Raw genomic sequence first — 21,006 nt, 5'->3', positions numbered from 1 at the left:
TGCTCAGTCGAGCAGCGCCAGTTCCACTTCGCCGTGGCCGCGGTTGACGATGCCGATCTCCTCTGCCGCGGCGCGCGACAGGTCGATCGTGCGGCCGCCGTGGAAGGGACCGCGATCGTTGATGCGGACCACCACCGACTTGCCGGTGCGCGGGTTGGTCACCGAAACGCGGCTGCCGAAGGGCAGGGTGCGGTGCGCGGCGGTGTAGCCGTTCATGTCGAACCGTTCCCCGCTGGCGGTGCGGCGGCCGTGGAAACGCTTGCCGTAATAGGAGGCGACGCCCGAGCCGAGCGAGGTGCCCGCAGGTTCCGCGTCGACTACCGGCTCGATCGTGGCGAGGTCGACCGCCTCCGGACCCGGCGCAGGCGCTTCGGGCAGGGGCGCGTAGGCGGCGAAAGTGGCCGCGAACTGGGTGTCGGATACTGGGGTAAGCTCACGCTCTTCGGAATGACCGGCGGTACCGGGCAGCGTGAGGGCTGCGAAGAAGAGCATGCTGCGTAGCGCGCGTTTGGCCATGAATGGACCTCCCGTTCGGTTCGGGAGGCTATAGATGACCCCGCAGGCGGAGTCGTTAAGGCCAGGGGCGGCTGCCTCGATTCGGCCACAGTTCGTCGCGATTGCGGCCTCGCGGCGCGGATCGGGCGCACTTTCCTACAGCATCTCGTGGGTGGCACAGGGCAATCACACTATCGCGTGATTCGAGGGTCTGCATGCCTGGACGGAGGATGGCGAGATGCGGGGAAGGGAGCCCAAAGCAAATGGGGCCGGCATTGCTGCCGACCCCACTCTCACCGATGCGTGGTCTTGTCCGAAGACGAGAGCTTGGCATCCGATGCTTTTCCCTTCTGTCCGTCCGAAGACGGTCTTCCGGGTCTGTCACCGGCGCTCGCACCGGCATCCGGCTCCACCCTCCAATCAGCCCGGTCAGGTCGCGTCGTGGCCGAAGCCATTCGCTTACCTTCCCCAGCCGACCTTCGACGGGCGGCTCCGCAGCCCGACCTTCCGTTGATGGCCGGAGCCTCGAGCGGTTGCATCACCATCCGGTCCGAAGACCTTGCTGCGACGCCTCCTCGGCATCCGACCGGGTTGGTCCGGCCCATAATGGGATGTTACGCGTCTCCGTCATCGACCCGCCTTGCGTCTGGCCGAAGCCTTCTGCACGAGGGTCTCGAAAGTCGCGCGGACAGATCCCGCTACGTCTTTCCGGTTCCGAATTTCCTAAGTCTTTCAGGTCGTTGGACCGTCTGGACCGGAAGCTTTCTTCGCCGTTCCGATGAATTGAAGCTGCGCCTGATCGCCCGATTCTTCAAGCTTGCAAGAGCCGAGTTATCCACTTTCCCCCGAATTCGCTGTGGACGGAGGTGGATAAGTCAACGGTTCGTCGCAATTTCTGAAGGTCAAGCGTAGGGAATGCGCAATTTTGCGCTTCCCGCACCCGCTTTCACGCAATTACCGGTCGCGCTTCGCCAGCAGGCGGAGGCGCAGGGCGTTGAGCTTGATGAAGCCTTCCGCGTCCTTCTGGTCGTAGGCGCCCGCATCGTCCTCGAAGGTGACGTGCGCTTCGGAATAGAGGCTGTTGGGCGACTTGCGGCCCACCACCATCGCATTGCCCTTGTAGAGCTTGAGGCGGACGGTGCCCGACACCTTCTCCTGGCTGAGGTCGACGGCAGCCTGCAGCATCTCGCGTTCCGGGCTGAACCACAGGCCGTTGTACACCAGTTCGGCATAGCGCGGCATGAGTTCGTCCTTGAGGTGTGCCGCCCCGCGGTCGAGCGTGATCTGCTCGATCCCGCGATGGGCGCGGGCGTAGATTTCGCCGCCGGGGGTTTCGTACATCCCGCGGCTCTTCATGCCGACGAAGCGGTTTTCGACGAGATCGAGGCGCCCGATGCCGTGCGCGCGGCCGAGACCGTTCAGCGCGGCAAGCAGGGTCGCCGGGCTCATCGCCTCGCCGTTCAGGGCAACGCCGTCACCCTTCTCGAAATCGATCGTGATGTATTCGGGCGTGTCCGGGGCGTTCTCAGGATGGTCGGTGCGCGAATAGACGTAATCTGGCGTCTCTTCCCACGGATCCTCCAGCACCTTTCCTTCCGACGAGGTGTGCAGCAGGTTCGCATCGGTCGAGAACGGGCTTTCGCCGCGCTTATCCTTGGGAACGGCGATCTGGTGCGCTTCGGCCCAGGCGATCAGCGCGGTGCGGCTCGTCAGATCCCATTCGCGCCACGGGGCGATGACCTTGATGTCCGGATCGAGCGCATAGGCCGACAGTTCGAACCGGACCTGGTCGTTGCCCTTGCCGGTCGCGCCATGCGCGATGGCGTCCGCGCCGGTTTCGTGCGCGATCTCGACAAGGCGCTTGGAAATCAGCGGGCGCGCGATGCTGGTGCCGAGCAGGTAGTCGCCTTCATAGCGGGCATTGGCGCGCATCATCGGGAACACGAAATCGCGCACGAATTCCTCGCGCAGGTCCTCGATGAAGATGTGCTGGTCCGGAATGCCCATGGCGCGCGCCTTGGCCCGGGCCGGTTCGATTTCCTCCCCCTGGCCGAGGTCGGCAGTGAACGTGACGACTTCGAGGCCGCGTTCCACTTCGAGCCACTTGGCGATGACGGAGGTATCGAGGCCGCCGGAATAGGCGAGGACGACACGCTTGATATCGGACATTCGGACACACCTTTCGATTACGGGCGCGCCGCTAGCAGGAGCGCGGCGCTATAGGCAATCAAGAAGCGCTAAGTTGCGGGAAAGATGGCGCGATGACTGGTTCGGCGCGGGGCAAGACCCTAGATTGGCATGACACCGCGGGGGAGGGCATAGCTGATGGGCATGTGGAGCAAGGCGAAGGGGCTGGCGCAGCAGGCTCCGCCCGAGCGCAACCGCTATGTCGATTTCCTGCGCGCCCTGTCGATCCTTGCCGTCGTGGTCGGACACTGGCTCGTCGCGGCGCCCTATATCGATGCGAGCGGGGAGGTGGTCGGCGGCCACCTGCTCGGGATACTGCCCTGGTCGCAGTGGCTCACCTGGGGTTTCCAGGTCATGCCGGTGTTCTTCCTCGTGGGCGGCTATTCCAACGGCGTGAGCTGGGCCTCGACCCGCGCCAAGGGCGGCCATTATTCCGATTGGTTCGCCAGCCGCATCCAGCGCCTGATCAACCCCGTATTCCCCGTGTTGCTGGTCTGGGCCGCATTCGCCTTTGCCGCCACGCAAATGGGGATGGCGCGCGAAACCGTGCGGATGGCGGTCTTCCTTGCGCTGATCCCGGTCTGGTTCCTCGCGGTCTATCTGCTGGTGACCGCACTCGCCCCGCTGACGTGGAAACTGTGGGAGAGGCTGGGCTTCGGCAGCGTCGCCCTGCTAGTCGCAGGCGCCGTTGCGGTGGACTGGCTGACGCTGGCGCGCAGTGTGCCTTACGTGAACTTTGCCAATTTCATCTTCGTGTGGGTCGGCATCCACCAGCTCGGTTATGCCTGGCAGCAGGGGAGGCTGGTGCCGAACAGGGCGCTGGCGCTGTTCCTCGTGGGCCTCGCAGTGCTGGTCGGCCTCACCATCTATGGCCCGTACCCGATTGCCATGATCGGCGTTCCGGGGGCGGAGATCACCAATTCCATGCCGCCCACGCTTGCACTGCTGGCACTGGGCATGACGCAGACCGGACTGGTGCTTGCACTGGAGCCCTGGGGCCGGAAGCTGCTCGACAATCTGACGGTCTGGACCACGACCGTGCTGATGAACGGCATGATCATGACCGTCTATCTCTGGCACCTGACGGCTTACGTGCTGGTGATGGTGGCGGCATGGCTGGCAGGAGGCATCGGCCTGCGCGTCATGCCGGGCACGGGTGAATGGTGGCTGAGCCGGCCTGTCTGGTTCGCGCTCTGGATCGCGGCCCTGCTGCCGCTGATCGCAATCTTCGCCCGCTACGAGCGCGGTAGCGTCCCCGCTGCCCGCGAGCGCCCGGTACCCCGCCTGCGCCTCGTCATCGGCATGATCGCGATCTGCGTGGGGCTAGCCATGACCGCCGCCATCAGCATCGCCAGCCCCGAAGGCGTGACCGGCGTGCGGCTATGGGTGGTGGCGCTGCCTTTCGTGGGCGCGGCGCTGGTGGGGTTCGGGCCGGTGTATCGGTGGGTGCGGGGGTAACTACCGAGACAACAGCTTCGCCTCCTCCGCCGCCATGTAGTCGCGGGTGAGGGGCAGGGCGTGGCGGCTGCGGGCGAACTGGATCTGGTAGTTGCCCATGCCGCCCCATTCGAAGGCCGCCGTCGCCCCGGCGAGGTAGAAGGTCCACATGCGGTAGAAGCGCTCGTCGTACATGGCGACGATGGCCTCGCGGTTCGCCTCGCACTTGGCATACCAGGCGCGCAGGGTCTTCGCGTAATGCAGGCGCAGCGTCTCGATGTCGGTCGCGATGAGGCGATACTTCTCGCTAGCCGCAATCGTCTCGGACAGGGCCGGGATGTAGCCGCCGGGGAAGATGTACTTGCGCGTGAAGGCATCGGTGGTGCCGGGCGAGCCGAAGCGGCCGATGGTGTGCAGCAGCATCACGCCGTCTGCCTTCAACAGCGCGGTGCAGGCCTGGAAGAACGCCTCGAACTGCGGGCGGCCGACGTGTTCGAACATGCCGACCGAAACGATCCGGTCGAAGCTTTCGCCTCGCGCGGCGAGATCTCGGTAGTCGACGAGTTCGAACTGCACCCGGTCGCTCACGCCGGCCTCGCTCGCCCGGACGCGGGCCAGGGCCAGTTGCTCTTCGGATAGCGTGATGCCGTGGACACGCACGTCGTAATGCCGGGCGAGGTAGATCGCCATGCCGCCCCATCCGCACCCGATGTCCAGCACCCGCTGGCCCGGTGCGATCGCCAGCTTCGCCGCGATATGCGCCAGCTTGGCCTCCTGCGCCTCGGTGAGTGTCGCCGTCTGCGTCGTCCAGTATGCGCAGCTGTATTGCATGTGCTCTGCATCGAGCATCAGCCGGTAGAAGTCGTTCCCGATGTCGTAGTGATGGGCGATATTGCGCTTTGCGCCGATCCGGTTGTTGACCGATTCCCGTGCGAAACCGAGCGAGTTGATCACCCGCTTGCGCAGGCTCGGCCCGCGCAGTTCGCCGCCGCGGTCCCAGGGCTGGTTGCTGCGCAGGAGTTCGACGAGTTCCATGATCCCGCCGCGCTCGACCACCAGCCGCCCGTCCATGAAGGCCTCCGCCGCGCCGAGCCGGGGGTCGAGAAGGATATCGCGCGGTGCCTTGTCGTCGGTGAAGCGGATGGCGACGTCCCGAAAGCCCTCTACGGGCGTTCCGAGCTTCTCGTGCGTGCCATCGGCATAAGCGATCTCCAGCGTGCCGGATTTGACCACCGATCCCAGGAAGCGCGTGAGAAGTCGCTTGCTCATGAGCATTATGGATATGCGTTTTCACACCTGCTGTTAAGTCACCTGTCGCGCTGGGCGGCGGGTGGTGGTAGGTTTGATCCCATGGCCGAGGCGAAAACCACGATCACGGACCAGTCGCCTGCCGACTTCATCGCCGGGGTCGAACCCGAGCGGCGCCGGGAGGAGGCGCTGGTCCTCGATGCCCTGTTCCGCAAGGTGACCGGCGAGCCGCCCGTCATGTGGGGCCCGTCGATCATCGGCTATGGCCAGTACCGGACCACCTATGCCAGCGGCCGCGACGTGCACTGGATGCGGACCGGTTTCAGCCCTCGCAAGGCGAAGCATTCGCTCTACCTGATGGGCGGCTATTGCGACGAGATCACCGGCAAGCGTCGCGATGCGATGCTGGCGAAGCTGGGCAAGTACTCCACCGGCAAGAGCTGCCTCTACATCAACAAGCTGGCCGACGTAGACATGGCGGTGCTGGAGGAGATGCTTCGCAACGACTGGGACGCGATGGCGCGGCTCTACCCCGAATAGTCAGATGCCGGCGTACCACTGGTATCCGGCGCGATCTTCCCAGTAGCCCCCTTTCCCGCCGCCGATGTCGTCGAGGCTGCCGACCGCTTCGATAGCCGTGAGATACTTGGCGTGCTTGTAGCCCAGCTGCCGCTCGATCCGCATCCGCAGCGGCGCCCCGTTGCGGATCGGCAGCGGTTCGCCGTTCAACAGATGCGCCACGATGGTCTGAGGGTGGTAGGCATCGATGAGGTCGACGCTTTCGTAATAGTCCTGCCCGTTGAGATTGTCGGCGCAGCGGAACACGATGAACTTTGCCTCCGGCTTCAGCCTGGCCGCATCGAGCAGGACGGACAATTGCGGCCCGGTCCATTCCCCGATCGCGCTCCACCCTTCCACACAATCGTGGCGCGTAACTTGTGTGCGCTGGGGCAGGCGCCTGATGTTGTCGAGGCTGAGCGAAAGCGGTGTTTCCACCAGCCCGCGCACTTCCAGTCGCCAGTCGCCAAATCCGTTCGCCGCCTGCGCGGGATAGTCCCCGTTCTGTGGATCGACCGAGCCGTTACCGCGAAAGTAGGGCGAGATCGCAGCGCGAGGGAATTCCGGTGCCAGCGCCTTGCGATCCTGCAGGAAGCGATGCGCGCTCTTGTGCCAGCCGTCCGCCGCCCCGAGCAGGCGCGATCCTGTCTCGCTTTCGGCGAGCTTGTTGCAGCCGGCCACGAATGCTGCGCCCATCACGGCAAGGAAGCCCCTACGCTTCATCGCTGCGGCCCCCTGTGATCATCGCGCCCACCTGCTTCACCGGACCGGACAGCAGCACGAGTGCCAGGTGGACGAGGAAGAAGCCGAATATCGCGAAGGCGAAGATGAAGTGCAGGCTGCGGGCAGATTGCCTGCCGCCGAGCAGGTCGACCATCCAGCCGAGCACGGGTTCGATACCCGGGCTGATCGCCAGCCCCGTGAACACCATCATCGGCAGGAAGACGCCGAGGACGAGCCCGTAAGCGAGCTTCTGGAGGAAGTTGTACTTGCCATCGCCGTGGCCGAAATCGAGCTTCAGGTGACGGAGGATGTCTTCGCGGATTGCCGGCCAGCGCCATTCGTTGCGCTTGGTCGCGATATCGCGGCGGAAATGCCGGTTTGCCAGCATCGCGGCCCACATGAACAGCAATCCCAAGGCGAAGGGCCAGGCGGTCAGGATGTGCCAGTCCCGCGCAAGGGCGAGGTCGTAATAGCCCGGAATGGTCATCCAGTCGGGAAAGCGCGGTACTTCGAGCCATGCCTGCGAGCGCGAGAAGCCCCAATCGCCCCAGTAGAGCAGCCGGTGGGCGTTCGAGATGATGAGGCCCGACATGAACAGGACCACCACGCACACGAGGTTCACCCAGTGCCACAGCCGCGTAGAAAGGGCGTGGCGGCTCACGATGCCCCGGCGCTTTCGCGGGCGAGATAGATGACGTCGCGGTCCTGCCGCATCAGGTGCTGCCCACTGTCGATGTAAAGCGTCTGGCCGCTCGCCAGCGCTCCCGATGCGAGAAACAGGGCGGCATCCGCGATTTCAGCGGGTCCGGTGCGGCGAGCGAGCAGGTTCAGTCGGTGCGACACTTCGGCTTCCGCGTCGGACTGGTCGTGGCTCGGCAGGATGGCACCCGGCGCCAGTCCGTAGATTCGGTCTTCGGGCTGCGCTGCGCCCATCGCCAGCATCGGGATGGTCGCGTCCAGAGCGTGCTTGCTCATGGTGTAGCTGAAGAAGTCGGGGTTCGGGTTGCGCAGCTTCTGGTCGGTGACCTGGATGACCCTGCGCCCGCCCTTCGCCCTGGCGTGGGCGAGAAAGGCCTGCGCCATGCGCGCGGGCGTCTGGGCGTTGACCTGCATCGCCCGCTCGTTCGTCGGCAGGTCGAGCGCGGTTACATCGTCCCACTCGAAGAGTGAGGCATTGTTGACCAGCACCCGCCAGTCATCGAGCCGTTCTGCCAGATTGGCGATCATCGCCACCGCCGCCTGCATGTCCGACAGGTCGCAGCGGACCGTTTCGGCGGAGGGCAGGGTGGCGGCGAGGGCTTCTGCCTCATCGCTGGAATCGCGGTAATGGATGACCACGTGCCATCCGGCAGCGGCGAAGGCGCGGCTGATCGCGGCACCGATCCGCGCGGCTCCACCCGTCACGAGCACGGCACGAGAGCTCATCGCATACTCCTACAGGATGGAACGGATGGAACACGGTCCTGCAGCAAAAACGCCGCCCCCGACGGATCGGGAGCGGCGCCATAATTCTTGGGAAGGCTTTGCGGTCCTTGCATGCCCAACGCCTAGCGGCGCTGGCGCAGGTAGGAAAGCCCTACAAGGTCAACGGCAGCTCAGGCTGCCACGGTCGATTTCGCGTCCGACCACGGCGCCGATCGCGCCGCCGAGGATCGCGCCGAGCGTCTTGTCACTGCGACCGGCAAGCTCGTGGCCGGCAAGGGCGCCGACGCCTGCACCGATCACCAGGCCGGTCGTGCCGTTGTCGCGCTTGCAATAGTAACGGCCATCGCGGCCGCGCCACATGTAGCTGTCGCGGCTGATGCGACGCGGCTCGATGTAATAGCCGCGCGAATCGTACATGGCGCGGTCCTTGGCGCGCTTGCCGTGGGCGGGGGCCCAGTGCGGCGGGTCGGCGGCGGCGGGCGCTGCAGTGCCGAGGCCGGTGAGGGCCATCGTGCCGGCAGCAAAAGCGAGAGCGATCTTCTTCATTGTGCGGTCCCTTTTAGGATTGTTCGACCGCAAGAATGCGCCAGCGATTACAACCGCGCCTGAACGAATGCGCTTAACTCGAAATTAGCGATAAACCGTGGCGAAACGCGGGACGAGTTGTTCGCAATTCAAAGCTTTGCGGCTGCCTTGCCGCGCCAGACAGCGCTGAGCCGGTCCAGATTGGCGATCGTTTCGAGGTCTTCGGTCGAAGGCGGATTCGCCTTGTCGTAAAGCGCTGCGAAGACGCGCGCCACGGACCATCCCGGGGCCGCGGTCTCGATGCGTTCAAGCCTGTCGCCCGCAGCGGCCTCGCCTTCCTCGATCACGCGGTAGTACCAGCCGCACCGGCCGGTCTCGAGAATGCGCGCGACCATGCCCTTGCGCTGGAAGCGGTGCTCGATCTTCCAGCAGGGCTGGCGACCCTGGCTGATCTCGAGGATCGCGGTGCCGAGCCGGAACCGGTCGCCGATATGGACCTGCGTTTCCGTAAGGCCGAGCGACATGAGGTTCTCGCCGAATGCGGCAGGGCCTGCGAGCAGTTCGTGGCCACCGAGCCAGTCGTTCCAGTCGGCATAGTGGTCGCCCGGATAGTGGTGCACCGCCATGTCGGCTCCGCCGTGGTGCTTTGTGTCCGCCACCATGTCGCCTTCGATGCCGAAGGTGCGGATATTTACCCGTCCTTCGACCGGAGCCTTGGCGATTGCGCTCAGTTCGGCACCGTTGAAGGGCTTGGGCAGGCCGACGCAGATCGCCCGGATTTCGCAGGTCATTGCTTACCCTTCCGCACGGTCAGCGCATACCAGTCGCGCCGCGTGCCGTCGGTGCTGGCGGCATTGTACGAGTAACGATGCTCGATTGTGAAACCGGCCTCGACATAAGACGCATCCAGCCAGTCCGAACCTGGCAGGCTTGACCATCTACCCGTGGTGTCGCGTCCTTCGTACGGGTGGTCTTCATCGCCCAGCTTGTAGTTCGCAAAGTGCAGTCCGCCGGGTTTTAGGGCCAAGAAAATCCTGGCGATCACCGGGGGAAGGTCCGCACGCGGCAGGTGGTGCAGGCAGGCATGAGCCCAGATTGCGTCGTAGCGTTCGACCGCAGCGAGCTCGTCGAAGCGCATCTGCCGCGCGCCGACGTCGAAACGCTCGTTCGCCTTGCGGACCATGGCCGCAGCACCATCGGTGGCGTCGAGGGTGAACCCGCGTTTCAGGATGTGCGCGGAATCGAGGCCGATGCCGCAGCCGAGTTCGAGAATTTGCGCGCCCGGCGACAAGCGGTCGAGGAACGGATCAAGCAGTTGGTGGCGATCCTGCGCGCTACTGGCTGTATAACGGGGCGCTGCGCGCTCGTAATAGGCCAGCGTGGCGCTGTCGCTCACGCGGAAGCAGCCTCTGCCGCCTCGCGGTCCAGCTGGGCGCGGCTTTTCTTTTCGGCCGCCGTCTTGAGCTGGCCGCAGGCCGCGTCGATGTCGCGCCCGCGCGGGGTGCGGACTGGCGCGCTGATGCCGCCCTCGAAGACGATGTCGGAGAAACGCTTCACCCGTTCGGGCGTCGAGGTGTCGTATTCCGCGCCCGGCCAGGGGTTGAACGGGATGAGGTTCACCTTGGCCGGCAGCTTGTAGTGCTTGAGCAGGCGGACGAGTTCACGCGCGTGTTCGTCGCTGTCGTTCTTGTCCTTGAGCATCACGTATTCGAACGTGATGCGGCGGGCGTTGCTGGCACCGGGATAGGCGGCGCAGGCTTCGAGCAGTTCCTCGATGCCGTACTTCTTGTTGAGCGGCACGATCTCGTCGCGGATTTCCTTGGTCACCGCGTGGAGCGAAACGGCCAGGTTTACGCCGATTTCCTCGCCGCAGCGGTCCATCATCGGCACGACGCCGCTGGTCGACAGGGTGATGCGGCGCTTCGACAGGGCCAGCCCGTCGCCGTCCATGACGAGCTTCAGCGCGCCCTTGACGTTGTCGAAATTGTAGAGCGGTTCGCCCATGCCCATCATCACGATGTTGGTAAGCAGGCGGCCGTCCGAGGTGTAGTGGCCCTCGTCCTCGGCCTCGTCGAGGCCGGCCATCGAACCCTTGGGCCATTCGCCCAGCGCGTCGCGTGCCAGCATGACCTGGCCGACGATTTCGCCGGGGGTCAAATTGCGCACCAGCTTCATCGTGCCGGTGTGGCAGAAGCGGCAGTTCAGCGTGCAACCGACCTGGCTCGACACGCACAGCGTGCCGCGATCCGCATCGGGGATGAAGACCATCTCGAAATCGTGGCCGTCGGCCGTGCGCAGCAGCCACTTGCGGGTGCCGTCGACCGAGTGCTGCGCCTCGACCACTTCGGGGCGGCCAATGACGAAACGTTCCGCAAGCCACGGGCGCATGGTCTTGGCGATGTCGGTCATCGCCTCGAAATCGGTTACGCCGCGGTGGTAGAGCCAGTGGAACACCTGCTTGGCGCGCAGCTTGGCCTGCTTGGGATCGAGCCCTGCATCGGCGAAGAGTTCGCGGATGCGGTCCTTGGGCAGGCCGATCAAATCGATGCGGCCATCGGCGCGCGGTGTGATGTCACGCGCGACGGGAACCGGGTCGATCTGCCCGGGGATGCTCATGAGTGTCGTATCGGCCATGGGAGCGGCGCATATAGTCGCGAGCGCACGCAAAGGAAAGGGGCGCGACCAATCCGCAAAAGCGCGTTCGGTTTCCGGTTCCGGCGCCCAATTCGGACCGGCTCGTCGATTTTTTCGGTTCCCGTCGTTTCGTCGCACAACGTGTGCAACTCGTCGACGAATTTGTTGCACAAAAACAACGTGTTCTTGTTGTGCAGCGTTAATGAAACGCGATACCCGCCGCTCCGTTGAATGGGTCCACGCATCGCTGACGGTGCGTAGAAAACAACAACGGAGTTACCCAATGAACAAGTTCGCAGCCCTTCTGGTCGCAGGTACGGCAGCAGCAGTCGCAACCCCCGCCATGGCGCAGGACAACACGCCCTTCACCGGTCCGCGCGTGGAAGTCCTCGCCGGTTACGATGTAAGCAAGGCCGGCAGCTCGGTCGATGACGACATCAACGAAGACAACGACCAGTCGATCGAAGGCGTCGGCTACGGCGTGGGCGTCGGCTACGACTTCAATGCCGGCGGCGTGGTCCTCGGCCTCGAGGCCGAACTGACCGACTCGACCGCGAGCGTCGATGTCGAGAACGGCGATTTCGAAGGTTTCGGCCTCGGTGAAGTCGAAACCGGCCGCGACCTCTATCTCGGTGCCCGTGTCGGCGTTCTCGCCCAGCCGGACCTGCTGATCTACGCCAAGGGCGGTTACACCAACGCCCGCTACAACGTCGAAAGCTCGTTCGACGGCGAGCAGTATAACTCGAAGATCGACACCGACGGTTTCCGTCTGGGTGCCGGCGTCGAATATGCGCTCAACCCGAACACCTTCGCCAAGGTCGAATACCGCTATTCGAACTACAGCGACGCGGAACTCGACTTCGAAAGTGACGCGCCCGACGTGGATCTCGGCGAAATCGACACCGATCGCCACCAGATCATGGTCGGCTTCGGCTACCGCTTCTAAGCGTAGCTAAACCGATGGACGGGGCCGGTAGCCATGGTGCTGCCGGCCCCGTTTCTATTTGCGCCGGGCACAGGCCAAAGTTGCCGCGTCGAGCGCGCTGGCAGCGCCGCCGAGCCGGTAGGTGGCGGAATAGCTGCGCCCGTCGGCTCCGCGCGAGCGGACGGTCATTTCGCCGGCGGAGCGCATGGCCGCGACGATTGCGGCATCCATCTTTGCATCGCGCGCCCAAGCCCCGTCGCCTTCGGCCCTCAGGGAAAAGCTCTGCCGGCCAATGCGGAGCGTCGCGCTCTTCGATGGGGCAGGCCGTGACAGCTTGAAATAGACCTGTCCGCGAACGCGCTGGCGCGGCCAGGTGCCGACACTGGCAAAGGCCCCGCGATTGGTGGCCCCGCGATCGGGGATGGGCGAGGAAATCGCATAGCAACGCGGCACGCTTGCATCGCGAAAGGCACCCCAGTCTCCGAACACGCCCAGGCTGTCCTTTGCTGCCAGCGGCGCGGCGAGGAGCAGGGGGAGGGAGGCGAGGAACAGGCTACGCATAGACGATCGCGATGACTTCCCATTCCTTGTCGCCCGATGGAAGCCGCACACTGCGCAAATCCCCGACGCTTGCACCCTTGAGCGCGCGGGCAAGGGGGCTGGACCAGCCGATCCTGCCGGCGCTCGCGTCCTGTTCGTCATCACCGACGAGCGTCACGACTTTCTCGACATCGTCCTCGTCCGCCAGCGTGACGCGCGCGCCGAAGAAAGCGCGGCTCTTATCGGGCTGCTCGGAAGGTTCGATGACGCGCGCGGCCTTCATCCGCCGGGCGAGATGGGCAAGTTCGCGGTCGATCTCGCGCATGCGCTTGCGGCCATAGAGGTAATCGCCGTTCTCGCTGCGGTCGCCATTGCCCGCCGCCCAGCTGACAATTTCGACGATCTCCGGCCGTTCCTTGCCCAGCAGATGGTCGTAACGCGCCTTCATCGCGGAATAGCCCGCCGGGGTGATTGGATTGGTCTTGCCCTGCATCAGGCGAGGGGCCCTAGCGCCGATCAGCGCCCGACGTAATGGCGAATATCGCGTTCGTAGGGGGCCGACTTGTCCGGATGCAGATTGGCGTAGGTAACCGCGTTCCCGATCACGCGCATGACGTAATAGCGGGTCTCGAAATTGGACGGGATCTGTTCGATCCACGAAATCCAATCGACGGCTCCCGTGCGCGGGTCACCATTGAGACGCAGCCATTCGTTCACGCGTCCCGGCCCCGCGTTGTACGCTGCGATGGCGAGCGGATAGGCGCCGTTGTAGCGATCCATCAGCCGCGCGAAATGCGCATCGCCGAGGCGGATGTTGTAGCCCGGGCTGTCGGTCAGGTTGGCCGACATGTAGGTGATGCCGAGCTTGCCGGCCTCTTCGCGGGCGGTGCCGGGCATCAGCTGCATCATCCCGCGCGCGCCGGCATGGCTGACACGGGTGCGGTCGAATTCGCTTTCCTGCCGGGCAATCGCGTGGACCATCGTCCAGTTCGCGCCCGAGTGGGTGGGCACGGTCGGGAAGCCGAGCCATTCGAAATCGGCGAAATCGCGCTCGCCAGCGACCATGCCGGCGACGACGGCCATTTCTTCAAGGCCTGTCTCGCGCGCGAGTTCGGCGACGAGGGCCATGTCTTCGGGCGTCCTGGCATTTTCGGCGATGGCTTCGAAGAAAGCGCGTTCCGTCTGCCAGGCGCGCCGGTTGCGCGAGATTTCGCGCAGGGCCTGCGTCAGCGGCTGCGCGTTGAACGCGGCACGCTGTTCCGGCGAGGGCTGGACGGGCAGGCCGCCGGCAAATTGCTTCATCGGGCGACCCAGTTCGCTCAGAGCGAGCTGGCCGTAGTAATATTCGGGATGGCGGGCGGCCATTTCCCAATAGCGCTGCGCCTCTTCGCGATTGCCTGCGCGCGCCGCGGCGCGGCCGGCCCAGTAAAAACCCTTGGCGCGGGTCAGCTGGCTCTTTGCTGCGGAGCCGTAGCGATAGAATAGCGGGGCGGCTTTCGCGCCGTCGCCCATCGACCACAGCGCCTTCGTGCCGCCGAGCCACATGAGGTCGGTGTATTTGTCGCGCAGCTGGAAGCTGCCCTGCGAAATGTCGGTGCCGGGGGCGAACAGGTCGTCGACCTTGCTTGCGATAGCGACGGCCTGCGAGGTGCCTGCGCCCTTGGCGATGCGCAGCGCCTCGACGACGAAATCCGTGCCGTCGAAGGCGGGGGCGGATGCCGGCGCACGGGTGGCGAGCAGGTTCACCGCTTCGGGCAGGTTGCCGCTGCTGCGCTTGAAGCGCGCAAGATTGTAGACATAGCCCGCATCGTTCATCGCGCCTGCGGGAACCCGCAGGCCGATGCTGGCCGGATCGGTCCCTTGCAGGAGCGAGAGGCGTGCCTGCGCCATGTCGCGATAGGCGGGCGACACGCGCACGATCTGGCGCACGGCCGCTTCGGATTCGCCCTGCCATAGCAGCGCATCCATGCGCGCATCATGGTCTTCGGGGCCAAAGCGCTGGCCGAACAGGCCCTGCATATAGGCTTCTGCCGGTCCGCTCATCCGGCCGCCGCGCCAGGCCGCGCGGGCAAGGTCGAAGGCTTCGGGCCGGTTCATCGCGGCAAGGGCGAGGGCATAGCGCGCCTTGGCGCCGTTGGAGAGCGGCGGGTTCTGCTCGAAGAAGGCGACCAGCGACTGCGGCGATACCGCATCATTGTCGAGCGCGGCTTCAGCGCGGCGCTGGATCAGTTCGGCCTTCGGGAAGTTGGGATATGTGGAAAGGAAGCCCGCATATTGCGAGAAAGACAGGTTGTCGGTCTTGGTCAGGTATTCCCACTGCGACAGGGCTGCCGCCATCCGGGTGGGCTGCTGGGCGACCATGGTCCGCTGGGGCACTTCGATCGTCTGCGCAAATGCAGGTGAGGCCAGCGCGCTGCCGGCCAGGAAAACGAACGAAACAAGAGATTTACTGCCCATGCTGGACATAGTGCCCGGCCCCTCCTTATCAGGCGCTGAATGAATTGCGGCACGGGGTGCCACAAAGCGCCCCTTTTCATAGCTCTAACGCAGGACTCGCGTAAATGTTCTCTGGCTCAATTCCGGCTCTGGCGACTCCTTTTCGCGACGGATCGTTTGACGAGGCCGCTTTCCGCAAGCTTGTCGACTGGCAGATCGAAAACGGCAGCAAGGGTCTCGTGCCCTGCGGCACCACCGGTGAAGCCTCGACGCTGTCCAATGCCGAACACCATCGCGTGATCGAGGTTTGCATCGAACAGGCTGCCGGGCGCGTGCCGGTGATCGCCGGCTGCGGATCGAACGACACGCGCAATGCGCTGCTGCACATGAATTTCTCGAAGAAGGCCGGTGCGACCGCGGGCCTGTGCGTGGCGCCCTATTACAACCGGCCGAGCCAGGCGGGCCTGATCGCGCATTTCAGTTTCCTTGCGGAAAACAGCGACCTGCCGATCGTCCTTTACAACGTTCCCGGGCGTACGGTGACCGACCTCGAGGACGAAACCGTGGTCGAACTGGTGCGCAAGTATCCCGACCGTATCGTCGCCATCAAGGATGCGAGCGGGGACCTGTCGCGCGTGGCGGATCACCGCATGGGCATCGGCCACGATTTCTGCCAGCTGTCGGGCAATGACGAATTGTGGCTGCCGCATTCGGCTGCGGGCGGTGCGGGCTGCATTTCCGTGACGGCGAACGTTGCCCCGGCCCTGTGCGCGGAGTTTCACGAGGCAATCGCAGCCAACGACCTCGTCAAGGCCCGCAAGCTGAACGACAGGCTGTTCCCGCTTCATTACGCGATGTTCTCCGACGCGAGCCCGGCGCCGGCCAAATACGCGCTTAGCCGCGTTCACGACTGGTTTTCCGACGAGGTCCGCCTGCCGCTGGTCCCGGCGAGCGAAGCTTCGCGCAGGGCAGTCGACGAGGCGCTGGAAATCGCAGGCCTGCTCTAGAGCACCTCGTCCTCGTCGAGCAGCGGGGTCGCCGGGAAGGGCGGCGCGCTGACGGCGAGCGCTTCCACGATGCTGTTGGCGTGCTGGCCCGCGTGGTCGAGCCCTTCGACCTCTGCGATATGGAACAGCGCGTCACCCTGGTTCACGATGGGCAGGGTCGCGTGGCCGATCACCACGCCGTCGAACGGGCTGACGAGATCTTCGGTATCCTCGCCGAACAGCCCCCCGACAATCGCCAGCAATTCGCCCGTGCGGACGACATCGCCCGATTTGCAGGCGCGGCGGCTGATTCCGCCTCGCGGCGCCCGTACCCAGGTCGAGCGGCTCGATCGCAGCGGGACCTCGACTTCCTCAAGGCCGTCGTCGGCGTCGATCATGCCGATGTGGGCAAGCACGCGCAGTACGCCGGCCACGCCGACCTCGATCGCGAAGCGGTCGAAACGCAGCGCCTCTCCCGCTTCGAGCAACAGCATGGGGGTCTCGCGTTCGGCGGCAAGCGCACGCATCGAACCAGGGCGCAGGAGGCTTTCGATGATGATCGGCGCGCCGAAAGCCATGGCAAGTTCGGAGAGGTAGGGGCTGCCCGAGGCAATGCGTATCTGCGGCAGGTTGTAGCGGTGCACTGCGGCCGAGTGGATATCGATGCCGAGCGAACAGCGGTCGATCACGTTCTCGAGAAAGCAATGCGCCAATTGCGCTGCCAGGCTGCCTCGTTCCGCGCCCGGAAAGCTGCGATTGAGGTCGCGCCGGTCGGGCAGGTAGCGACTGTGCGAGACGAAGCCGTAGATATTGACCACGGGTGCGAAGATGATCGTGCCAGACAGTGTTTCGGGCGAGATCTGCTCGATCAGTCGCTGGATCACCGCCGCCCCGATGATCTCGTCGCCATGGATCGCTCCGCTCACGAAAATGCAGGCGCCGCGCTTTGCCCCGTTGAATACCTTGAGCGACAGCGAGGAATCGAGGCCGGTGACGTGCTGGCTGACCGGGATCGAGACCGTCGCGCTGGTCCCCGGAGCGATCACCTTGTCGTGAATGGCAAACGGTTCGTTTGAATTTCCTGCGTGCATTGCCTGCTTTCGCCACGCGGCGGCGCTCTTTGGCAAGTGAATTCGCGCCTGTGCCCTTTCCAATCGCGCATGCCTCGCCTACATGCGCCCACCCTATGGCTCGTCCCAAACCCGCCACTTTCGACAAGCAGAAAACCGTCGCCGACAACCGGCGCGTGCGGTTCGACTATCATGTCGAGGATACGTTCGAGGCAGGGCTTGCCCTGCAGGGAACCGAGGTAAAGGCACTGCGGGCGGGCGAGGCGTCGATCAAGGAAGCCTATGCCGAGGTGCGCGACGGGCAGGTCTGGCTGGTCAATGCCAACATCCCCGAATATTCGCACGGCAACCGCCTGAACCACGAGCCGCGCCGGCCGCGCAAGCTGCTGCTCCACGCTCGCGAGATCGAGAAGCTGTTCGGCGCGGTCGAGCGCAAGGGCATGACGCTGGTGCCGCTGTCGATCTATTTCAACTCGACCGGGCGGGCGAAGGTCGAACTGGCTCTCGCCAAGGGCAAGCAGTCCCACGACAAGCGCCAGACGATCAAGGACCGGGACTGGCAGCGCGACAAGGCGCGCCTGATGCGGGAGAAGGGTTGAGCTTTTCAGCAAGCCGCAATCAAATCGTGCTAATCCCGTCGCCAACCATGCAGTTTTCCTTGCCGATATCTGATTGCCACTCCTTGCGCTTGGCAGGGCCGCGTCCCATTGCAGGAAGATGGCAATGAGCGGGCCCAGATCGAAGACCTGGCTGTCGGACCTGATCCGCAAGCATATGCCCACGCGCGAGGAAATGGCGTCCAACCGCTATTTGCGCCCCATTGCCCACCGTTTCCTGTCGCCCGAACTTTGGCGCTTTACCCGCCGCAGCGTCCCGCGCGGCGTGGCGCTGGGGCTGTTCGCAGCCTTCATCGTGCCGCTGGGCCAGATATTCCTCGCCGCTTTCCTGGCGCTCCCCGCGCGTGCGAACGTGCCGTTGTCGGCGCTCGTGACCTTCGTGACGAACCCCTTCACGCTGCCCTTCTGGCTGGTGGTTGCCAACCGCGTGGGTGAACTGACGCTCAACATCGACGCCACCCTGGGCGCAGGTGCCGCCAATACGCTGGCTGAAGACAGCGGCGTGCTGGCCCGCTGGCTCGAAGTCGGGGGTGTGACTGCCTTCGGTTTTGTGGTCCTTGCCGTGGTCAGCGCGGCGCTCGGCTACCTGATCGCTGGGTTCGGATGGCGCTACATCGTCGCCCACAAGCGCCGCAAGCGGCTGATGAAGATGGAGCAGCGCCTCGTCGAACGCCTCAAGGAACACGGCCAGTGAGCCTCGGCAGTCACGGCGACGGGCCGAGCCTCCCGCCCATTCCGCTGCTCTTCGGCATCCTGTTGGCGCTAGCCGTATCGGTCGGGCTGGTCTGGCTGGTCGGCGGCACCTCGCTGGTGGCGCTTTCGTACGGCGGTGCGTTGCTGGCCGTTCTGCTCACCCTGCTGCTGGCGGCACGGCTCAAGACGACGGAAGAGACGGCCCAACTGACCCAGCCCGACTGGGCAGTGACCGCCGCTGCGATCGAGAACCGGCGCCGGGCCGTGGCAATCATCGACCGGGCCAACCGGCTCGTGTGTGCGAATGCTACCTACGAGGCATGGTTCGGCGGGCAGGGCGCCCCGCATGAAATCGCGCTGGATGACGCATCGCGCAAGCGGCTCGCCGATGCGGCGCGGCAGGCATGGCGCGAAGGGTCGGCCGAAACCGACGAGCTGTCGACCCCGGCACGGGATCGGAGCTTCACCCTGCAGGTCGAGCGGGTCGGGCGCGGCGAGGACTATCTCGTCTGGCGTTTCGGCGAAAGGATCGACGACAAGGGTCAGGAAGGCGTTGCCGACCGCATTGCCGGACCGTTCGGCGCGCTCCTGTCCGCCTCGGGTATCGAACTCGCACTGGTTGCGCCTGACGGCATCGTGCAGTCGGCCACGCCCGGCCTCGCAGAGCGGGCTTTGGGCGAGCAGGGCGGATCGCTGGTGGGGCAGGAATTCGTGCAGCTCCTGAGGTCCGACGACCGCGACCGTATTTTCTTTGCGCGCGAAGGCCAGCAGGGCACGCCCCAGACGCTGGTGCACATCCCGCTCGACCAGCCCGACGGCGATGCTGGCGCACCCGCGGACAAGGCACCGTCGCTGATGCTGCTGGTCGACAGCAATGTCGGCATCGGCGGTGGCTGGCAGGGCAGCGGCAAGGCAGCCATCCCGCAGCTGGAGGCGTTGCTTTCCGCGCTGCCGCTGGGATTGGCACTGACCGACCGCGACGGGCGCTTCCTCTTCGCCAACAAAGCGTTCCTGCGCGCGGTCGAGCGCGAGGAGCAGGGGCTGCCGCAATTCCCATCCGACCTCGTCGTGCGTGAGGACAAACCGGCCATTGCCGACACGGTGCGGCGCTTTGCCAAGGGCGCGACTTCTAGCGGCGACATGGCCGTGCGGCTTGCCGGCGACAAGGAAGAGCCGGTCTCGATCGGCCTCGCCGGTGTGCGCGGGCTGGGCGATGCGGCGGTGCTGCTCTCGATCACCGATTCCACCGAGGAAAAGCGCCTGCGCCGCCAGGTCGCGCAGGCCACCAAGATGCAGGCCGTCGGCCAGCTGGCTGGCGGTGTCGCGCATGACTTCAACAACGTGTTGACCGCCATCATCGGCTATTGCGATCTCATGCTGCTGCGCCACACGCCGGGCGACAGCGATTACGACGACATCCAGCAGATCAAGGCCAACTCCAACCGCGCAGCCAGCCTGACCCGCCAGCTGCTCGCCTTCAGTCGCCAGCAGACGCTGCGCCCCGTGGTCCTCCAGTTGCCCGACGTGGTGAGCGAGGTCAGCCAGCTGTTGAAGCGCCTGATGGGTGACAAGATCGAGTTCGCCGTGCGTCATGACCGCGAGCTCGGCCCGGTCCGCGCCGACCCGCAGCAGCTCGAACAGGTCATCATCAACCTTGCCGTGAACGCGCGCGATGCCATGCAGGCCCATGCGGCGCGCTCGGGCAAGGAAAACTGGAAGGGCAAGCTGACCCTTGCCACCCGCCGCGTCTCCGCGCGCGACGTGCGCAAGATGGGCATCGATATCATGCCTGCCGACGATTATACCGTGCTGATCGTGCAGGACACGGGCGGGGGCATCCCTGCCGAACACCTCAGCAAGATCTTCGAGCCGTTCTTCACCACCAAGGAACAGGGCAAGGGCACGGGCCTCGGCCTTTCGACGGTCTACGGGATCGTCAAGCAGTCTAATGGCTTCATCTTCGCAGACAATATCGGCGGGCCTGACGGCCGGCCCTCGGGCGCGCGCTTCACTATCTATCTGCCGGTCCACAAGGGCGAGATGCCCGTCGTCCAGCGCTCCGACGACAACGAGGATGCCAAGGCCAGCGAATGGTCGGGCGGCGGCAACCTCCTGCTGGTCGAGGACGAGGATATGGTCCGCGCAGTCGCCGAACGCGCGCTTACGCGGGCTGGCTATACCGTCACCACCGCACGTGACGGCGAAGAAGGCCTGGCGGCCGTGGCCAATGGCAAGGCCGATTTCGACCTCATCGTGTCAGACGTGGTCATGCCTGCCATGGATGGCCCGGCGATGGCGCGGGCAATCCGCCGGGTAAAACCGAAGATCCCGATCCTTTTCATGTCTGGTTACGCCGAAGAGCAGTTGCGCAACGAAATCGACATCGACAACATGCACTTCATTCCTAAGCCGTTCAGCGTACAGCAAATAAACGGTAAGGTATCAGAAGTGCTTGGAGAACAGGCCAAGATCGACGCCTAGGGTTTTTCGGGTGCATCTGGCCGCGG

At 65.0% G+C, this 21,006-nt stretch carries 21 protein-coding genes; 7 read left to right on the top strand and 14 right to left on the bottom strand.

Going from position 1 to position 21,006, the window contains the following annotated elements:
- Positions 1-3: 3 nt before the first annotated feature.
- Both LCL94_RS00955 and LCL94_RS00950 read right to left on the bottom strand, forming a co-directional pair.
- Positions 4-516, bottom strand: a complete 513-nt coding sequence (locus LCL94_RS00955; protein WP_224830619.1) for a septal ring lytic transglycosylase RlpA family protein — start codon at positions 514-516, stop codon at positions 4-6.
- Between the two features lie 933 nt (positions 517-1,449).
- Positions 1,450-2,664, bottom strand: coding sequence for an argininosuccinate synthase (locus LCL94_RS00950; protein WP_224830618.1), 1,215 nt, complete (start codon positions 2,662-2,664; stop codon positions 1,450-1,452).
- A gap of 156 nt (positions 2,665-2,820) precedes the next feature.
- On the opposite strand from LCL94_RS00950, the gene LCL94_RS00945 reads away from it, so the two are divergent.
- A complete protein-coding gene (locus tag LCL94_RS00945) occupies positions 2,821-4,140 on the top strand; it encodes an acyltransferase family protein (RefSeq protein ID WP_224830617.1) in 1,320 nt (439 codons plus the stop codon).
- Here LCL94_RS00945 and LCL94_RS00940 read toward each other — a convergent pair whose 3' ends face one another.
- Positions 4,141-5,388, bottom strand: coding sequence for an SAM-dependent methyltransferase (locus LCL94_RS00940; protein ID WP_224830616.1), 1,248 nt, complete (start codon positions 5,386-5,388; stop codon positions 4,141-4,143). It abuts the gene before it with no gap.
- A gap of 81 nt (positions 5,389-5,469) precedes the next feature.
- On the opposite strand from LCL94_RS00940, the gene LCL94_RS00935 reads away from it, so the two are divergent.
- Positions 5,470-5,907: a DUF1801 domain-containing protein gene (locus LCL94_RS00935; protein ID WP_224830615.1), complete on the top strand. Its 438-nt coding sequence runs from the start codon at positions 5,470-5,472 to the stop codon at positions 5,905-5,907.
- Here LCL94_RS00935 and LCL94_RS00930 read toward each other — a convergent pair whose 3' ends face one another.
- The 7 genes from LCL94_RS00930 to rlmN form a co-directional block, all read right to left on the bottom strand.
- Positions 5,908-6,648, bottom strand: a complete 741-nt coding sequence (locus tag LCL94_RS00930) for a molybdopterin-dependent oxidoreductase (protein ID WP_224830614.1) — start codon at positions 6,646-6,648, stop codon at positions 5,908-5,910. It abuts the gene before it with no gap.
- On the bottom strand, positions 6,638-7,309 hold the full coding sequence (locus LCL94_RS00925; protein WP_224830613.1) for a cytochrome b/b6 domain-containing protein: 672 nt from the start codon (positions 7,307-7,309) through the stop codon (positions 6,638-6,640). The genes LCL94_RS00930 and LCL94_RS00925 overlap by 11 nt, the downstream gene beginning before the upstream one ends.
- Entirely contained in the window at positions 7,306-8,073 is a 768-nt protein-coding gene (locus LCL94_RS00920) for an SDR family oxidoreductase (RefSeq protein WP_224830612.1), read from the bottom strand. Before LCL94_RS00920 ends, LCL94_RS00925 begins: the two co-directional genes overlap by 4 nt.
- A 159-nt stretch (positions 8,074-8,232) precedes the next feature.
- Positions 8,233-8,619: a glycine zipper 2TM domain-containing protein gene (locus LCL94_RS00915; RefSeq protein WP_224830611.1), complete on the bottom strand. Its 387-nt coding sequence runs from the start codon at positions 8,617-8,619 to the stop codon at positions 8,233-8,235.
- 128 nt (positions 8,620-8,747) lie between these two features.
- Positions 8,748-9,389: an MOSC domain-containing protein gene (locus LCL94_RS00910; protein WP_224830610.1), complete on the bottom strand. Its 642-nt coding sequence runs from the start codon at positions 9,387-9,389 to the stop codon at positions 8,748-8,750.
- Positions 9,386-9,994 (bottom strand): methyltransferase domain-containing protein, encoded by a 609-nt coding sequence (locus LCL94_RS00905; RefSeq protein ID WP_224830609.1) that lies wholly within the window; start codon positions 9,992-9,994, stop codon positions 9,386-9,388. Before LCL94_RS00905 ends, LCL94_RS00910 begins: the two co-directional genes overlap by 4 nt.
- On the bottom strand, positions 9,991-11,232 hold the full coding sequence (rlmN, locus tag LCL94_RS00900) for a 23S rRNA (adenine(2503)-C(2))-methyltransferase RlmN (RefSeq protein WP_224830608.1): 1,242 nt from the start codon (positions 11,230-11,232) through the stop codon (positions 9,991-9,993). The genes LCL94_RS00905 and rlmN overlap by 4 nt, the downstream gene beginning before the upstream one ends.
- A 283-nt stretch (positions 11,233-11,515) precedes the next feature.
- On the opposite strand from rlmN, the gene LCL94_RS00895 reads away from it, so the two are divergent.
- On the top strand, positions 11,516-12,178 hold the full coding sequence (locus tag LCL94_RS00895; protein WP_224830607.1) for an outer membrane protein: 663 nt from the start codon (positions 11,516-11,518) through the stop codon (positions 12,176-12,178).
- Positions 12,179-12,232: 54 nt separating this feature from the next.
- On the opposite strand, the gene LCL94_RS00890 is transcribed toward LCL94_RS00895, so the two are convergent.
- The 3 genes from LCL94_RS00890 to LCL94_RS00880 are packed head-to-tail and all read right to left on the bottom strand — an operon-like array spanning position 12,233 to position 15,163.
- Positions 12,233-12,718, bottom strand: coding sequence for an invasion associated locus B family protein (locus LCL94_RS00890; protein ID WP_224830606.1), 486 nt, complete (start codon positions 12,716-12,718; stop codon positions 12,233-12,235).
- Positions 12,711-13,190, bottom strand: a complete 480-nt coding sequence (locus LCL94_RS00885) for a GreA/GreB family elongation factor (protein WP_224830605.1) — start codon at positions 13,188-13,190, stop codon at positions 12,711-12,713. The genes LCL94_RS00890 and LCL94_RS00885 overlap by 8 nt, the downstream gene beginning before the upstream one ends.
- A 23-nt stretch (positions 13,191-13,213) precedes the next feature.
- On the bottom strand, positions 13,214-15,163 hold the full coding sequence (locus tag LCL94_RS00880; protein WP_224830604.1) for a lytic transglycosylase domain-containing protein: 1,950 nt from the start codon (positions 15,161-15,163) through the stop codon (positions 13,214-13,216).
- Between the two features lie 95 nt (positions 15,164-15,258).
- Here LCL94_RS00880 and dapA point away from each other — a divergent pair, with 95 nt between their 5' ends.
- Positions 15,259-16,140, top strand: coding sequence for a 4-hydroxy-tetrahydrodipicolinate synthase (dapA, locus tag LCL94_RS00875; protein ID WP_222553142.1), 882 nt, complete (start codon positions 15,259-15,261; stop codon positions 16,138-16,140).
- On the opposite strand, the gene LCL94_RS00870 is transcribed toward dapA, so the two are convergent.
- A complete protein-coding gene (locus tag LCL94_RS00870) occupies positions 16,137-17,210 on the bottom strand; it encodes a succinylglutamate desuccinylase/aspartoacylase family protein (protein WP_224830603.1) in 1,074 nt (357 codons plus the stop codon). The two genes, dapA and LCL94_RS00870, sit on opposite strands and share 4 nt — an antisense overlap.
- Before the next feature lie 95 nt (positions 17,211-17,305).
- Here LCL94_RS00870 and smpB point away from each other — a divergent pair, with 95 nt between their 5' ends.
- The 3 genes from smpB to LCL94_RS00855 all read left to right on the top strand — a co-directional run bounded on the left by smpB (position 17,306) and on the right by LCL94_RS00855 (position 20,980).
- Positions 17,306-17,788, top strand: a complete 483-nt coding sequence (gene smpB / locus LCL94_RS00865) for an SsrA-binding protein SmpB (protein ID WP_222553144.1) — start codon at positions 17,306-17,308, stop codon at positions 17,786-17,788.
- 124 nt (positions 17,789-17,912) lie between these two features.
- Positions 17,913-18,500 carry a DUF2062 domain-containing protein gene (locus LCL94_RS00860; protein ID WP_224830602.1) on the top strand — a complete coding sequence of 196 codons (588 nt, stop codon included), beginning with the start codon at positions 17,913-17,915 and terminating at the stop codon, positions 18,498-18,500.
- A complete protein-coding gene (locus LCL94_RS00855) occupies positions 18,497-20,980 on the top strand; it encodes a response regulator (RefSeq protein ID WP_224830601.1) in 2,484 nt (827 codons plus the stop codon). Before LCL94_RS00860 ends, LCL94_RS00855 begins: the two co-directional genes overlap by 4 nt.
- The last annotated feature ends 26 nt before the right edge of the window (positions 20,981-21,006 follow it).

This window comes from Qipengyuania gaetbuli (genome assembly GCF_020171365.1).
Classification (GTDB): Bacteria; Pseudomonadota; Alphaproteobacteria; order Sphingomonadales; family Sphingomonadaceae; genus Qipengyuania; species Qipengyuania gaetbuli_B.
Note: the sequence above shows the minus strand (reverse complement) of the source record. Positions and strands in the feature narration are given on the sequence as shown.

Bases quoted from the DNA above. Each gene is read 5' to 3' on its own strand.
- LCL94_RS00910 (WP_224830610.1), bottom strand. From the start codon at position 9,389: ATGACCTGCGAAATCCGGGCGATCTGCGTCGGCCTGCCCAAGCCCTTC.
- smpB (WP_222553144.1), top strand. From the start codon at position 17,306: ATGGCTCGTCCCAAACCCGCCACTTTCGACAAGCAGAAAACCGTCGCC.
- dapA (WP_222553142.1), top strand. From the start codon at position 15,259: ATGTTCTCTGGCTCAATTCCGGCTCTGGCGACTCCTTTTCGCGACGGA.
- LCL94_RS00940 (WP_224830616.1), bottom strand. From the start codon at position 5,388: ATGAGCAAGCGACTTCTCACGCGCTTCCTGGGATCGGTGGTCAAATCC.
- LCL94_RS00915 (WP_224830611.1), bottom strand. From the start codon at position 8,619: ATGAAGAAGATCGCTCTCGCTTTTGCTGCCGGCACGATGGCCCTCACC.
- LCL94_RS00955 (WP_224830619.1), bottom strand. From the start codon at position 516: ATGGCCAAACGCGCGCTACGCAGCATGCTCTTCTTCGCAGCCCTCACG.
- LCL94_RS00945 (WP_224830617.1), top strand. From the start codon at position 2,821: ATGGGCATGTGGAGCAAGGCGAAGGGGCTGGCGCAGCAGGCTCCGCCC.
- LCL94_RS00870 (WP_224830603.1), bottom strand. From the start codon at position 17,210: ATGCACGCAGGAAATTCAAACGAACCGTTTGCCATTCACGACAAGGTG.
- LCL94_RS00930 (WP_224830614.1), bottom strand. From the start codon at position 6,648: ATGAAGCGTAGGGGCTTCCTTGCCGTGATGGGCGCAGCATTCGTGGCC.
- LCL94_RS00920 (WP_224830612.1), bottom strand. From the start codon at position 8,073: ATGAGCTCTCGTGCCGTGCTCGTGACGGGTGGAGCCGCGCGGATCGGT.
- LCL94_RS00935 (WP_224830615.1), top strand. From the start codon at position 5,470: ATGGCCGAGGCGAAAACCACGATCACGGACCAGTCGCCTGCCGACTTC.
- LCL94_RS00890 (WP_224830606.1), bottom strand. From the start codon at position 12,718: ATGCGTAGCCTGTTCCTCGCCTCCCTCCCCCTGCTCCTCGCCGCGCCG.
- LCL94_RS00950 (WP_224830618.1), bottom strand. From the start codon at position 2,664: ATGTCCGATATCAAGCGTGTCGTCCTCGCCTATTCCGGCGGCCTCGAT.
- LCL94_RS00880 (WP_224830604.1), bottom strand. From the start codon at position 15,163: ATGTCCAGCATGGGCAGTAAATCTCTTGTTTCGTTCGTTTTCCTGGCC.
- LCL94_RS00895 (WP_224830607.1), top strand. From the start codon at position 11,516: ATGAACAAGTTCGCAGCCCTTCTGGTCGCAGGTACGGCAGCAGCAGTC.
- LCL94_RS00860 (WP_224830602.1), top strand. From the start codon at position 17,913: ATGAGCGGGCCCAGATCGAAGACCTGGCTGTCGGACCTGATCCGCAAG.
- rlmN (WP_224830608.1), bottom strand. From the start codon at position 11,232: ATGGCCGATACGACACTCATGAGCATCCCCGGGCAGATCGACCCGGTT.
- LCL94_RS00885 (WP_224830605.1), bottom strand. From the start codon at position 13,190: ATGCAGGGCAAGACCAATCCAATCACCCCGGCGGGCTATTCCGCGATG.